This window comes from Burkholderia sp. 9779_493, assembly GCF_015712215.1.
Taxonomy (GTDB): Bacteria; Pseudomonadota; Gammaproteobacteria; order Burkholderiales; family Burkholderiaceae; genus Burkholderia; species Burkholderia cenocepacia.
Map to the genome: position 1 here is coordinate 269,206 of NZ_JACCQA010000003.1, position 13,330 is coordinate 282,535.

The following is a 13,330-nucleotide window of genomic DNA, read 5'->3' on the forward strand; positions in this document are numbered from 1 at the left end:
CGGAGCATTTGCCATGCCGACTTTCAATATCCAGCTGTTCGAAGGCCGCACCGTCGACCAGAAGCGCGCCTTCGTCGAAGCGATCACGCGCGTCACGTGCGAGACGCTCGGCTGCGCGCCGGGCTCGGTCGACATCATCCTGACCGACGTGAAGAAGGAGAACTGGGCGACGGCCGGCAAGCTGTGGAGCGACGAGCGCTGAGCGCCGAAGGCGGCGTCGCGCCGGCGTCGCCCGCCCTGCGCTGAACCCTGCACCGCGGCGTCCGCGACGGGCGCCGCAGGCCCGCTCCACCGCCGGCCTCCGTTGTGCGCCCGCACATCGCTTTGTCACGCAATCGGCGCATAATGCCGGACAGACGCAGCCGCCAATGGCCACCCGACGAGGAGACCGCCATGGAAGCGAAGAACGAGGAAGTCGTCGCACACCTGCTCTCCGACGTCGTCGAATTCGCGCGCGCTCGCCTGCCCGAAGCCACGTTCCGGATCGTCGAACCCTTCCTGCGTCATTACTACGATTTCGTCGATGCCGACGATCTGCAGAACCGCAGCATCGCCGACCTGTACGGTGCCGCGATGGCACACTGGCAGACCGCGCAGAAATTCGTGCCCGGCAGCGAACGCCTGCGCGTGTACAACCCGATCCTCGAACAGCACGGCTGGCATTCCGACCACACGGTGATCGAGATCGTCAACGACGACATGCCGTTCCTCGTCGACTCGGTGACGATGGCCGTCAACCGCCTCGGGCTCGCGCTGCATTCGGCGCTGCATCCGGTGTTCCGCATCTGGCGCGGCGCCGGCGGCGGCATCGAGCGGGTCGACGCGGGCGGCGCGACGTCCGGCGACGGCCAGTCGCAGCTCGCGTCGTTCATCCATTTCGAAGTCGACCGCTGCGGCGACGCCGCGTTGCTCGACACGCTGCGCGAGGACATCGCGCGCGTGCTCGGCGACGTGCGCGCGTCGGTCGAGGACTGGCCGAAGATCGTCGACATCGTGCGCGCGACCATCAAGGAGATGAAGGCGCGCGAATCGACCGCGGAGGACATCGAGGCGCGCGCGTTCCTCGAATGGATGGCCGCCGATCACTTCACGTTCCTCGGCCAGCGCGACTACGCGCTCGTATCGGACGGCACGGGCTTCGGGCTGCGCGGCATCGAGGGCTCGGGCTTCGGCATCCTGCGCGAAGCGCTGCGCACGTCCGGCGCGCCCGACGTGACGCCGCTGCCGCAGGCCGCCGCCGACATCATCACCGGCGCGTGGCCGATCTTCCTGACCAAGGCGAATTCGCGCGCGACGGTGCACCGGCCCGGCTACCTCGACTACGTCGGCGTGAAACTCGTCGGCGCCGACGGCAAGGTCGTCGGCGAGCGCCGCTTCATCGGGCTCTACACGTCGACCGCGTACATGGTGTCGACGGCCGAGATCCCGATCGTGCGCCGCAAGTGCGCGAACATCCTGCGGCGCGCGGGCTTCCTGCCGAAGGGACATCTCGGCAAATCGCTCGTGACGGTGCTCGAAACCTATCCGCGCGACGAACTGTTCCAGGCCGACGAAGACCAGCTCTACGACATCGCGCTCGGCATCCTGCGCCTGCAGGAACACCAGCGCACGCGCCTGTTCGTGCGCCGCGACCGGTTCGACCGCTTCGTGTCGTGCCTCGTGTTCGTGCCGCGCGACAAGTACAACACCGACCTGCGCCGCCGCATCGCGAAGCTGCTGGTCGACGCGTACAACGGCGTGAACGTCGAATTCACGCCGCTGCTGTCGGAATCGGCGATCGCGCGGATTCATTTCGTCGTGCATGCCGAACCCGGCACGATGCCCGACGTCGACACGCGCGAACTCGAAACGCGGCTCGTGCAGGTCACGCGCCGCTGGCAGGACGATCTCGCCGACGCGCTGCTCGACGCATTCGGCGAAGAGCAAGGCAACCGCCTGCTGCAGCGCTATGCCGAGTCGTTCCCGGCCGGCTATCGCGACGACTATCCGGCGCGCACGGCCGTGCGCGACATCGAGCTGATCGAGCGCGTGAAGGACTCGGGCCAGCTCGCGATGAACCTGTACCGGCCGATCGAGGCCGAGCCGCGCGCGTTCCGCTTCAAGGTGTATCGCGCGGGCGACCCGATCGCGCTGTCGCGCAGCCTGCCGATGCTCGAACACCTCGGCGTGCGCGTCGACGAGGAGCGGCCGTACCGGATCCAGACGCAGGATGCCGCGCATGCATGGGTACACGATTTCGGCCTCGAGCTCGCCGACGATACCGAGTTCGACATCGAGCGCGTGAAAGGCCTGTTCGAGGATGCGTTCGACCGGATCTGGAGCGGCCGGATCGAGAACGACGACTTCAACCGCCTCGTGCTGCGCGCGCACCTGAGCGCCCGCGAAGTGACGATCCTGCGCGCGTATGCGAAATATCTGCGGCAGGTCGGCTCGACCTTCAGCGACGCGTATATCGAGCGCGCGCTGACCGGCAACCCGGCGATCGCGCGGCAACTCGTCGAGCTGTTCGTGCTGCGCTTCGACCCGCGGATCGGCGACACGCGCGACGTGCAGGCCGAACGGCTGCTGAAGGCGATCGAAGGCGCGCTCGACCAGGTGCCGAACCTCGACGAGGACCGCATCCTGCGCCAGTTCCTCGGCGTGATCAACGCGACCGAACGCACGAACTACTTCCTCGCCGACGCGAACGGCGAATCGAAGCCGTACCTGTCGTTCAAGTTCAACCCGGCGAAGGTGCCCGGCCTGCCCGAACCGAAGCCGATGTTCGAGATCTGGGTGTATTCGCCGCGCGTCGAGGGCGTGCACCTGCGCGGCGGGCGCGTCGCGCGCGGCGGCCTGCGCTGGTCGGATCGCCGCGAGGATTTCCGCACCGAGGTGCTCGGGCTGATGAAGGCACAGATGGTGAAGAACGTCGTGATCGTGCCGGTCGGCTCGAAAGGCGGCTTCGTCGTGAAGAACCCGCCGCCGCAGAGCGATCGCGAGGCATGGATGCGCGAAGGCATCGCGTGCTACCAGACGTTCCTGCGCGGGCTGCTCGACCTGACCGACAACCTCGCCGGCACCGCGATCGTGCCGCCGCCCGACGTGGTGCGCCACGACCCCGACGATCCGTATCTCGTCGTCGCCGCCGACAAGGGCACGGCCACCTTCTCCGACTACGCGAACGCGATCTCGCACGAATACGGCTTCTGGCTCGACGACGCGTTCGCGTCCGGCGGCTCGGTCGGCTACGACCACAAGAAGATGGCGATTACCGCGCGCGGCGCGTGGGAATCGGTGAAACGGCACTTCCGCGAGATGGGCATCGACACGCAGACGACCGACTTCACCGTGGTCGGCGTCGGCGACATGTCGGGCGACGTGTTCGGCAACGGGATGCTGCTGTCGCCGCATATCCGGCTCGTCGCCGCGTTCGATCACCGGCACATTTTCCTCGACCCGAACCCCGACCCGGCGACGAGCTTCGCGGAGCGCCAGCGCATGTTCGCGCTTGAGCGCTCGAGCTGGGCCGACTACGATACGTCGGTGATTTCGGCGGGCGGCGGCGTGTATCCGCGCACCGCGAAGACGATCCCGCTGTCGCCGGCGGTACAGGCCGCGCTCGGCATCGACGCGCACGCGCTGCCGCCGACCGAATTGATCCGCGCGATCCTGCAGGCGCCGGTCGACCTGCTGTACAACGGCGGCATCGGCACCTACGTGAAGGCGGCGCGCGAAACCCACGCGCAGGTCGGCGACCGCGCGAACGACGCGGTGCGCGTGAACGGCGCGGACCTGCGCTGCAAGGTCGTCGGCGAAGGTGGCAATCTCGGCTGCACGCAGTTCGGCCGCATCGAGTTCGCGCAGCGCGGCGGCCGCATCAACACCGATGCGATCGACAACTCGGCCGGCGTCGATTGTTCGGATCACGAAGTCAACATCAAGATCCTGCTCGGGCTCGTCGTGTCCGACGGCGAGATGACCGAGAAGCAGCGCAACGCACTGCTCGCCGAGATGACCGACGAAGTCGGACTGCTGGTGCTGCGCGACAACTACTACCAGACGCAGGCGCTGTCGATCGCGGGCCGCTATGCGGTCGAGCTGCTCGACGCCGAGGCGCGCCTGATGCGCTGGCTCGAACGCGCGGGCCGCCTGAATCGCGTGATCGAATTCCTGCCGACCGACGACGAAGTCGCCGAGCGGCAGGCCGCGAAGCTCGGCCTCACGTCGCCGGAGCGCGCGGTGCTGCTCGCGTACAGCAAGATGTGGCTCTACGATGCGCTGCTCGAGTCCGACGTGCCCGAGGATCCGCTGGTGGCCGCGATGCTCGTCGACTACTTCCCGAAGCCGCTGCAACAGCGCTTCAGCGAGCCGATGCGCCGCCATCCGCTGCGCCAAGAGATTCTCGCGACGCATCTGACCAACGCGCTCGTGAACCGTGTCGGCTGCGCATTCGTGCACCGGCTGATGGAGGAAACCGACGCGAAGCCGGGCGACATCGTCCGCGCGTGCATCATGGCGCGCGACGTGTTCGATCTCGATGCGGTATGGCGCGACATCGACGCGCTCGACAACCGCGTCGCCGACGACGTGCAGGCGCGCATGTTCGTCGACGTCGCGCGGCTGCTGGAGCGCGCGGCGCTGTGGTTCCTGCGGCATCTGCAGTCGGGCGCGGTGGCCGACGGCGGCGTCGCCGAGCTGATCGCGCGCTGTCGCGACGCGGCGGCGCGGCTCGCCCCGCAACTGCCGTCGCTGCTGCCGGCCGACGATCTCGATGCGTTGTCCGAGCGGCAGCGCGTGCTGGTCGACGCCGGCGTCGACAGCGCGCTCGCGGTACGCGTCGCGAGCGGCGACATCTCGGCCGCGCTGCTCGACATCGCCGAAGTGGCGGCGACCTGCAACCGCAGCCTCGAACTCGTCGCCGGTGTCTATTTCTCGCTCGGCACGCTGCTCAATTACGGGTGGATCGGCGAACGCGCGGCGAACCTGCCGACGCCGACGCACTGGGACATGCTCGCGCGCGCCGCCGCACTCGCGGAAGTCGCGCGGCTCAAGCGCACGCTCGCGACGAGCGCGCTCGCGGAGTCGCCGGATTCGACCACGCCGGAGACGATCGTCGGCGCGTGGCGCGCGCGCCGCGAAGCCGCGCTGGTGCGCTACGAACACCTGCTCGCGGATCTGCGCGCGTCCGGCGGCGCGAGCCTCGCGGTGCTGCTCGTGGTCGTGCGGGAGATGGCCGTGCTCGAACGCGCGTGACGAGTGTGACGGACGCGACGGGTCAGACCGTCGCGACCAGCAGCTCTTCCGCGCGGTTCGGCGGCCGCAGACCGTCGGTGCGCTCGGCGAAGTAACGGCGCGTCAGCTCGGCGGCCGACACGTGTTCGGCCTTCGCGAAGCCGGCCTCCCGTGCGAGCGCCTGGATCTGGTCCGGCATGAAGAAGCTGATGAACGGCGTGCCGCTCGCCCGCGCGCCCTTCGCGGCCATTTCCATCCCCGGGCGCACGTCCGGATCCGCGTTCTCCAGCGGCAGCAGGAACGTCATCGCGAACGTCGAGCCCGGCGCGAGCGACGCGACTTCGCGCAGCGCGGCCGCATTCGCTTCGCGCGTCAGGTACATGCTGACGCCGGTGGATACGACGACCGCCGGCTTGCCGGCATCGAAGCCCGCACCGACGAGCGCGTCGCGCCACGACTGCTTCGCCTCGAAATCCACCGGCACGAAGCGCAGCCAGTCGGGCACGCCGAAGCCGAGCTCGACCAGGCGGCGCTGCTTCCAGCGCTGCGGCGCCGGCTGGTCGACTTCGAACACGGTCACGCGCGACGCCATGTCCGGCCGACGCTGCACGAAGCTGTCGAGCCCCGCGCCGAGGATCACGTACTGGCGCACGCCGCGCGCGGCCTGCTCGGCCACGAGATCCTCGATGAAGCGCGCCCGCGCGACGATCGACGCGCGAAACGGCCGCGTGAACTGCGGATCCATGTCGCCGCGCTGCTGCCAGCCGGGTGCCGGCGCGAGCAATTGCAACCCGATTTCGTCCGTGAGCACATGCGGCGGCGCGTCGAGCTCGACGTGCAGCGCGCGCCACAGCGCGACGCGCGCGGCCGTGCTGTCGGGCGCGTCGTCTTCGCGGATAGCCGTCATGTCGACCTCACTCGCCCTGCTTGCCCGGCGCCTGCAGGCGCCACACCCGGCCGTCCGGATCGCGCACCGTCATGTCGCGCGTGCCCCAGTGCGTGTCCTCGAACGGCGTGACGACCTCGACGATCGGCTGCGGCTGCACCGCCTGCTCGTCGGCCACCTTGAGCACGACCTGCATGTCGGGCGTTTCGCTCGGCGGCACTTCGGCGATGAACAGGAACGGACCGTCGCCGCTGCGCAACTGGCCCGAATTGTGGTCGGTTTCGAACTCCAGCCTGAAGCCCAGCGCCTGAAAGAACTTCGCCGACTTGCCCCAGTTGTGGGTGGTCAGATACACGGCTTCGATCCGCTCGGATGACATGTCACTCCTCCTTGTTGGACGGTTCCGCGCCGGACGGCGGCGCGGCCAGGTACGCGCGCAACGCGTCGGCCACCAGCGCGGACAGCGATTGCTCCGTTTCGATGGCACGATGCTTGACCTGCCGGATCAGGCCGAGCGGCAGGTACACGTTGAATTGCTTCACTTCTTCGTCGGTCATGGATACTAGTATGCTAGCAATCTAGCAAAAGTCAACCGAGGGTGATCGCGGGATGGTCGCGGCCCGCGTGCGGGCCGCCGTCGGATGTCGGGGGTTCGCGTTACCGCGCGGGGCGCGCCGCGAGTCGCGCGAACAGCGCGTCGAGATCGAATCCCGCCGTATTGATGCCGATCGTGTCGCGCAGGCACGCGGCCCAGTCGGCAGCATTGTCGAACGTGACCGTGCGCCCGGCCCCCGCCGCGTCGCGCAACGTCAGCGCGGTGTTGAGCAGCGCCGCGCGGCCGTCCGGCAGCACGCGGCACGCGATCAGGTCGTTCACGAAGATCGATTCGGGATAGGTCGACGTGAACCAGTTCGCGGCGTCGTAATCGATCCATTCGGCCGGCTTCAGCGAGAAGCGGTAGGTCGTCTGCCAGCCGTCGGGGATTTCGAACTGCATGTCGAATTCGCCGTCGACCGGCGCGTCGATCACGCGAAACGCGCCGTGCGGCGTCAGTTGCCGCTCGCCCGGCACGAAGCGCAGCGGCGCGGTCAGCGTCGCGCTGCCGAAGCCGATGTCCGCGAGCCACGCGGCCCCGTCGAGGTCGATGCGCAGCAACATGTGCGTCTGCGCGGTGACGATCTCGGGCGGCCGCATCCAGCGCACGCGCGCGATCAGCGGCGTGACGCGAAAACCGATCGTCGTGAGCGCGGTGTAGAACAGCTTGTTGAGTTCGAAGCAGTAGCCGCCGCGGCGGCGTTCGACCACCTTGTCGACGATCGCGGGCAGGTCGAGCACGACGCGCGCGCCGGTCAGCGGATTGAGGTTTTCGAACGGAATCGCCTGCGGATGCAGCAGATGCAGCCGGCGCAGCACGTCCAGCGTCGGCGCGGCCGGGCCGTCGTAGCCGATGCGGGAGAAATAGCGCGAGAGGTCGAACGAGTCAGTCATGAACCGGCACCGATAAAAGGGACCCGCCACGATAGCATCGCGCGCAATCCCCATGTTGTGCGGGGCGATTGTTCGTGGTCGACGCGCGCGATGCCGGCCGCGCATCGCGCGCACATCCGCGCCACGTTGACGTTACGGCAGCAGCTTCAGCGCGGACGACGCGACCGACGGCACCGAAATGCCCTGGCTCGTCGCGAACTGGACGGCCTGGCCGAGCGTCGCGGCCAGCGACTGCAACTGGCCCGGCGCGCTTTGCGCGATATACGACGCGGCCTGCATGTTCTGCGGATTCAGGCCCGACTGCAGCAACGACGCGGCGCTCGTCGAACCGAGATTGCCGAGCCCCGACTGCAGTTGCGAATACTGCGTGAGCCCCTGCCCGAGCGACGCGAGGCCGTTGCTGAACGCCTGCTTGTCGATCGGGCCGTGCGTGGCGCCGCCGCTCGCGAACGCCTGGCCGAGCGCCTGCGACACCGATTGCTGCGCGCCGCCCATCTGCGACAGCGTGGCCGGCGACAGCGCATCGGCACCGGACAACTGACTCGCGGCCTGCTGCGCCTGCCCGGCCGCCCCCGTCAGACCCATCGCCGATGCGAGCGACGACTGGCCGTTCAGCACCTGCTGGTTCGCCCCGACATAGGCCTGCAGCAATTGCGCGACACTGCCCTGCGCAGGCGCCGCCTGCTGCTGCCCGCCGCCGAGCAGCGACGCGCCGAGCGACTGCAGGTCGAGCTGCGCGTGCGCGGCGCCGCTCACCAGGATGCCGAACGCGATGCCTGCCGAGGCCAGATGCCGGCCCGTCGCGCGAATGTGCTTCATGTGTGTTCCTCGTGCCCGAATTGTCGAGGCGATATTGTCGAAGCGCGTCGCGCGCCGCCGCAACGACTGAAACACATCGAAACGAAATCCGGCGGCGGCGCCGCTTGCAATTCGGCGACCGACGAGCCCCGTCACGCAGATTCGCGCGCGTTTGCCGAGCGATGTCGTGCGCGCATCCCGATTCGTTCTCCGGCTGCATCAATGGCGGATGTCGGGTCCGGCGGGCGCCGGCGAACGTCGCGTCGAGCGATGCAAAACGAAACGGGCAGCTCGTCGCCGCCCGCTCCGTCACCCCGGCAACTGGCTACCGGCTACCGGTTGCCCGCCTGCCGCGGCATCACGCGGCCATCCACGCCGGCACGCGCCGGGCCACCCAGTCGGCCGCCCGCTCGTAGCCGCGCGCAAGCTGCAGCACGGCGAGATCGGCGCGCGGACGCCCGATCAGTTGCATCCCCATCGGCAACCCCGCGTCGTTGAAGCCGACCGGCACGTTGATCACCGGGCAGCCGGCCAGCGTCCACGGCACGACCGTTTCCATCCAGCGGTGGTAGGTGTCCATCGCGCGGCCCGCGATCTCCTTCGGCCAGCGCTGGTCGACGTCGAACGGGAACACCTGCGCGGTCGGCGCCGCGATGAAGTCGTAGCGATCGAAGAAGCTCAGCACCGCCTGATGCCACGCGGTCCGTTCGACGCTCGCATCGAACACCGCCGCGCCCTGCAGCGCGAGCAGCCCTTCGACCTCGTAGATCGCCTCGGGCTTCAGCAGCGCACGGCGCGCCGGGTCGCGATAGTGCGCGAGCAGCCCGCCGCCCGACAGCAGGTGCCGGTGCGCGAGCCACAGACGCCAGATCCGGTCGGGTGCGAACGCCGGCAGCGCGGCATCGACGTCGCAGCCGATCTCGCGCAGCGTCGCCAGCCCGTGCTCGCACTGCGCGAGCACGCCGGCCTCGGTCGCGAGATAACCGTTCCAGTCGCCGACCCACGCGATGCGCTTGCCGCGCAGGTCCGCGTCGAGCGGCTGCGCGAACACCGCCGGATCGTCCGCGAGCGACAGCGGATCGTTGCGGTCGTAGCCGGCCTGGATCGCGAGCAGTTGCGCGACGTCGCCGACGGTGCGCCCCATCGGCCCTTCGATGCCGAGCTGCTGCATGAACACGTCGACGCCCGGCCAGCGCGGCACGCGGCCCTGCGACGGGCGAAAGCCGTAGATGTTGCAGAACGCGGCCGGGTTGCGCAGCGACCCGCCGAAATCGCTGCCGTCCGCAACCGGCAGCATCCGCGACGCGAGCGCCGCCGCCGTGCCGCCGCTGCTGCCGCCCGCGCTCTTCGTCAGGTCGTACGGGTTGCGCGTCGCGCCGTAGACTTCGTTGAACGTATGCGAACCGAGCCCGAACTCGGGCGTATTGGTCTTGCCGATGAAGATCGCGCCGGCCGCGCGCATCCGCGCGACGCCGACGGAATCGGCCTGCGGTACGTTCTCGCGGAAGATCGGCGAGCCGTAGGTCGTGCGCAGCCCCTTCGTCATCGCCAGATCCTTCGGCGCCTGCGGCATCCCGTGCAGCCAGCCGCGATACTCACCGCGCGCCAGCTCCGCGTCCTTTTCCGCGGCTTCCGCCAGCAGCGCATCGCGATCGCGCAGCGCGACGATCGCGTTGATCGCGCCGTTCACGCGCTCGATGTGATCGAGATACGCACGCATCGTCTCGACGCACGACACCGCCTTGCTGCGGATCGCCGACGCGAGCTCGCCGGCCGACAGGCGTACGACCGGATCGACGGAAATGGAAGCGGGAGCGAGAAACTGCGGGGCGCCGTGCGGCATGCGGGGTCTCCTGGGAAGCGGTAGCGGATGGCGCGCCGCCGGGCGGCGGCCGACGCTCTACTCTACGCGACGCGCCCCGGGCGACCTCCGATATTTTGCGGCGCAATTCATTGCGGATCCGACTGAATCGCGCTCGCGCGAACGGCCGGCGACGACCGGGCGGAACGGGCGACGCCGCTCGCTGCCGTTTATGCGCATAAACTTAAATTTCTTATATTTTTAATTGGTGCGTCACGGGACCGCGCGCGTTAACGACATTTTTATGCGGCCGGCCGATCTCTTTAGATCGCTTCGTGCGGCCGCACGCTACGCTGGAAGCACTTCGTTTCCGGGTTCATCGTCCATGCTCAAGCTGCTGGTTCCGGTCGGTCATTCACCGCGCTCGCTTCAGGCCGTCCGGCACGCGACGTTTCTGTATCGCGAGCGCTGCGCATCGGAGGTCGTGCTGATCAACGTGCAGGCGCCGCTGGAATCGACGCGGCTCGAGGCCTATCACCCGCTGTCGCGGTTGCGCGCGATCGAGACGCAATTCGCGACCGACGATCTCGCGATGGCCGAGCGGATCCTGCGCGATGCGGACGTGAAGTTCAGCGTCGTGATGAAGGTCGGGCCGGTGGCCGACACGATCGCGGCCACGGCGGCCGAGACCGGGTGCGACGAGATCGTCGTGGCCGGGCCGCGACGCGATCCGCTGCACGCGTTGATGTCGGTGTTTCGGCGCAGCGTGATGGCGCGGCTGGTGCGGATTTCGAATGTGCCGGTGACGGCGGTGCAATGACGGAAACGGCGCGTCATGCGTGCGCATCGTGCGCACGCTGTCGCGCGGCGCTCAATCGATGACCTTGCGCCAGAACACGAAATAGGCGGCCGCCGAAGACGCCAGCAGCAGGATGGCCCACATCGGGGCAAGACTGATCAGGACGGAAGAGACGTTCAACATTTTGGTTTCCTCACTATTTCGACAGCGATATTCGACATTTGCGTGCTTGCCGGACCCGATGCATCGCCCCCGCATCGCGTGCCGTCAAATCATGCATTCATGCTATCGCTTCGAACGGCCGTGCGACCACCGCCGCCCGCCCGCACCCTGACATTCGTCAAACTCCCGCGCATTGCCCGCCCGTCGGGCGGCGACCGAAAAACGGGACAGGATCGTCCCGCTCCGCCAGCGCTTTCAGCAGACGTTTACCGGGGGAAGCCCCAAGTGCTTCGTCGAACGTGTCCGCGTTACGCTTGAGCGACGAGGAGACGAACCATGAGACGAGCCGTACATATCGCCGTTTTTGCACTGCTGGCCTATCTCATCGGCGATCGCGCGATCCTGCACGCGCAGGGCCGCGACGCCAGCCCGCTCGCGTGCGAGCAAGGCGCCGCGCAGGTCAAGGCCGACGCGCTCGGTCGCGGCTTCGGCGAAGCCGCCGCCGGTAGCCAGAGCGAGGCCTTCATGTCGGGCTGCCTGGTGACGGGACGCAGCGATCAGGACGTCGCGATGGCGGCCCGCTGACGCGCCGCATCCGGCGGCGAGCCGGCCGCGCCCGAAGTCGCGGGCGCCGGTTCGCGCTGCCTGCCCCACTGTCCCGATACGGACGTTGCCGTCCGCCCTCCCTGCCCCCTTTACGCCCGACATGACCGATCCGAACACCGCGTTGATCCAGCGCTTCTACACGGCCTTCCAGCAGCGCGACATCGACGCGATGCTCGCGTGCTATGCCGACGACATCGTGTTCAGCGATCCCGCGTTCGGCGAGCTGCGTGGCGAGCTCGCACGCGACATGTGGCGGATGCTGGTCGCGCGGGCGCAGGAATTCTCGCTGACGTTCGGCGAAGTCGCCGCGGACGACCAGGCCGGGCGCGCGAAATGGCGCGCGGACTACCGGTTCGCCGCGACCGGACGGAGGGTGGTCAACCGGATCGACGCGCGTTTCCGGTTTCGCGACGGACGCATCGTCGAGCATCGCGACCATTTCGACCTGTGGCGCTGGGCGCGTCAGGCGCTCGGGATGAAGGGCGCGCTGCTCGGCTGGACGCCTTTCATGCAGCGCGCGATCCGCGCGCAGGCACGGAAAAATCTCGACGCGTATCGCGCCAAGCGGAAATAGGCCACGCCCCGCGGCCGCTTCGCTACGGCTTCATCGTCGCGTCGATCAGGTCGTAGGCCATGTCCGGCACCACGCCGTCCGGGTTCGACAGGCCGTTCTGGCGATACCAGCTTTCATCGGCCTCCGGATGCGGGCCGGCAAGGCCGACGCGTCCTTTGCCGTAGCGGTACGTGGCGGCGGCGATGTCCTTGTTCGGGTAGATCGCCAGCACGATCCCGCCGGAGCCGATCGGCGCGACCGGGAGCCTCGCGCCGTCCTGATAATAGATCCAGCGCTTTTTCCCGCGCCAGACGACCGGCGTCACCGTGTCCGCGATGCCGTGAAGCGTCGAGCCCGGCCGGTCGACCTCGGAGTCGATATCGCCGGCAACCAGCCCGAACCCCTGCGCGCCGGCCAGGTAGGCGCCCATGCAAAGCCCCAGGTATCGGCCGCCGTTCGCCACGTAATGCCGCACGGCCCTGATCGCAGGCCGACCGATGCTGGCGGCCGCGCCGGGAATGTCCTGCCCGCCGCCGGGCTGCACATAGAGCGCCGCACCGGCCAGCGCCGCGGGCGTGATCTTGAGCCGTTCCGCCGGCCCCACGTAGATCACCCGGAACCGGTAGTCCGATTCCCGCAGGCGTCTGGCGATGGTTTCGGGGCACCCGTCGCAGGCGGCAGGCCCGCGATAGACCAGCGCGACCGGCCGGCTCGCCGCGTCGCGCGCTTCGTCGCCGGGCGCGGCCGCGTGAACGGCCGGCGACGCGACGAGCGTCGCCATCAGGAAAATCGCGTCTCTGGAGCGCATGTCGTGGATCGCCGGAGTCAAGGAAATCGCCGCCGCCCGGGTCGAATCGACAGGGGCGCGACGACTTCCGCCTCCAGTTCCGAAACCCGATTGCAAGCTGCGTGACGGCAAGCGTAGCGGCCCGAACGCGCCCGGTGTGTACCGTTTCCTGCGGGCTTGTGCAGATATATGCGGCACCGGCGGCCTGAGCCGACACCCTGCACTCGCCCGCCCGA

At 68.7% G+C, this 13,330-nt stretch carries 12 protein-coding genes; 5 read left to right on the forward strand and 7 right to left on the reverse strand.

Annotated elements, in window-relative coordinates:
- Positions 1–13 precede the first annotated feature (13 nt).
- Both H0X95_RS04320 and H0X95_RS04325 read left to right on the forward strand, forming a co-directional pair.
- Positions 14–202: a 4-oxalocrotonate tautomerase gene (locus H0X95_RS04320; RefSeq protein ID WP_006487223.1), complete on the forward strand. Its 189-nt coding sequence runs from the start codon at positions 14–16 to the stop codon at positions 200–202.
- 191 nt (positions 203–393) lie between these two features.
- A complete protein-coding gene (locus H0X95_RS04325) occupies positions 394–5,235 on the forward strand; it encodes an NAD-glutamate dehydrogenase (RefSeq protein WP_196445892.1) in 4,842 nt (1,613 codons plus the stop codon).
- Positions 5,236–5,257: 22 nt separating this feature from the next.
- Here the strand turns inward: H0X95_RS04325 and H0X95_RS04330 are convergent, their stop codons facing one another.
- The 6 genes from H0X95_RS04330 to H0X95_RS04355 form a co-directional block, all read right to left on the reverse strand.
- Positions 5,258–6,121 carry a class I SAM-dependent methyltransferase gene (locus tag H0X95_RS04330; protein ID WP_006487235.1) on the reverse strand — a complete coding sequence of 288 codons (864 nt, stop codon included), beginning with the start codon at positions 6,119–6,121 and terminating at the stop codon, positions 5,258–5,260.
- 7 nt (positions 6,122–6,128) lie between these two features.
- Positions 6,129–6,479: a VOC family protein gene (locus H0X95_RS04335; protein ID WP_006487203.1), complete on the reverse strand. Its 351-nt coding sequence runs from the start codon at positions 6,477–6,479 to the stop codon at positions 6,129–6,131.
- Position 6,480: 1 nt separating this feature from the next.
- On the reverse strand, positions 6,481–6,657 hold the full coding sequence (locus tag H0X95_RS04340) for a ribbon-helix-helix protein, CopG family (protein ID WP_006487211.1): 177 nt from the start codon (positions 6,655–6,657) through the stop codon (positions 6,481–6,483).
- A 100-nt stretch (positions 6,658–6,757) separates the two neighbouring features.
- On the reverse strand, positions 6,758–7,588 hold the full coding sequence (locus H0X95_RS04345) for an arylamine N-acetyltransferase family protein (RefSeq protein ID WP_196445893.1): 831 nt from the start codon (positions 7,586–7,588) through the stop codon (positions 6,758–6,760).
- 132 nt (positions 7,589–7,720) lie between these two features.
- Positions 7,721–8,407 (reverse strand): hypothetical protein, encoded by a 687-nt coding sequence (locus H0X95_RS04350; protein ID WP_196445894.1) that lies wholly within the window; start codon positions 8,405–8,407, stop codon positions 7,721–7,723.
- A gap of 337 nt (positions 8,408–8,744) precedes the next feature.
- Positions 8,745–10,229 carry an amidase gene (locus tag H0X95_RS04355; protein WP_006487199.1) on the reverse strand — a complete coding sequence of 495 codons (1,485 nt, stop codon included), beginning with the start codon at positions 10,227–10,229 and terminating at the stop codon, positions 8,745–8,747.
- A gap of 343 nt (positions 10,230–10,572) precedes the next feature.
- Between H0X95_RS04355 and H0X95_RS04360 the strand changes: the two genes are divergently transcribed.
- The 3 genes from H0X95_RS04360 to H0X95_RS04370 all read left to right on the forward strand — a co-directional run bounded on the left by H0X95_RS04360 (position 10,573) and on the right by H0X95_RS04370 (position 12,328).
- The gene (locus H0X95_RS04360; protein WP_012493398.1) at positions 10,573–11,007 is read left to right on the forward strand and encodes a universal stress protein; all 435 of its coding nucleotides are present in this window, start codon (positions 10,573–10,575) and stop codon (positions 11,005–11,007) included.
- A gap of 477 nt (positions 11,008–11,484) precedes the next feature.
- Entirely contained in the window at positions 11,485–11,733 is a 249-nt protein-coding gene (locus H0X95_RS04365; RefSeq protein WP_006487226.1) for a hypothetical protein, read from the forward strand.
- A 121-nt stretch (positions 11,734–11,854) separates the two neighbouring features.
- On the forward strand, positions 11,855–12,328 hold the full coding sequence (locus tag H0X95_RS04370; protein ID WP_059720753.1) for a nuclear transport factor 2 family protein: 474 nt from the start codon (positions 11,855–11,857) through the stop codon (positions 12,326–12,328).
- Positions 12,329–12,350: 22 nt separating this feature from the next.
- On the opposite strand, the gene H0X95_RS04375 is transcribed toward H0X95_RS04370, so the two are convergent.
- Positions 12,351–13,136, reverse strand: coding sequence for a BPL-N domain-containing protein (locus H0X95_RS04375; protein WP_230205707.1), 786 nt, complete (start codon positions 13,134–13,136; stop codon positions 12,351–12,353).
- Between the last annotated feature and the right edge of the window lie 194 nt (positions 13,137–13,330).

What these genes read in the sequence shown, in the direction of transcription:
- H0X95_RS04320 (WP_006487223.1), top strand. Translation starts at nt 14, where the DNA reads ATGCCGACTTTCAATATCCAGCTGTTCGAAGGCCGCACCGTCGACCAG.
- H0X95_RS04325 (WP_196445892.1), top strand. Translation starts at nt 394, where the DNA reads ATGGAAGCGAAGAACGAGGAAGTCGTCGCACACCTGCTCTCCGACGTC.
- H0X95_RS04330 (WP_006487235.1), bottom strand. Translation starts at nt 6,121, where the DNA reads ATGACGGCTATCCGCGAAGACGACGCGCCCGACAGCACGGCCGCGCGC.
- H0X95_RS04335 (WP_006487203.1), bottom strand. Translation starts at nt 6,479, where the DNA reads ATGTCATCCGAGCGGATCGAAGCCGTGTATCTGACCACCCACAACTGG.
- H0X95_RS04340 (WP_006487211.1), bottom strand. Translation starts at nt 6,657, where the DNA reads ATGACCGACGAAGAAGTGAAGCAATTCAACGTGTACCTGCCGCTCGGC.
- H0X95_RS04345 (WP_196445893.1), bottom strand. Translation starts at nt 7,588, where the DNA reads ATGACTGACTCGTTCGACCTCTCGCGCTATTTCTCCCGCATCGGCTAC.
- H0X95_RS04350 (WP_196445894.1), bottom strand. Translation starts at nt 8,407, where the DNA reads ATGAAGCACATTCGCGCGACGGGCCGGCATCTGGCCTCGGCAGGCATC.
- H0X95_RS04355 (WP_006487199.1), bottom strand. Translation starts at nt 10,229, where the DNA reads ATGCCGCACGGCGCCCCGCAGTTTCTCGCTCCCGCTTCCATTTCCGTC.
- H0X95_RS04360 (WP_012493398.1), top strand. Translation starts at nt 10,573, where the DNA reads ATGCTCAAGCTGCTGGTTCCGGTCGGTCATTCACCGCGCTCGCTTCAG.
- H0X95_RS04365 (WP_006487226.1), top strand. Translation starts at nt 11,485, where the DNA reads ATGAGACGAGCCGTACATATCGCCGTTTTTGCACTGCTGGCCTATCTC.
- H0X95_RS04370 (WP_059720753.1), top strand. Translation starts at nt 11,855, where the DNA reads ATGACCGATCCGAACACCGCGTTGATCCAGCGCTTCTACACGGCCTTC.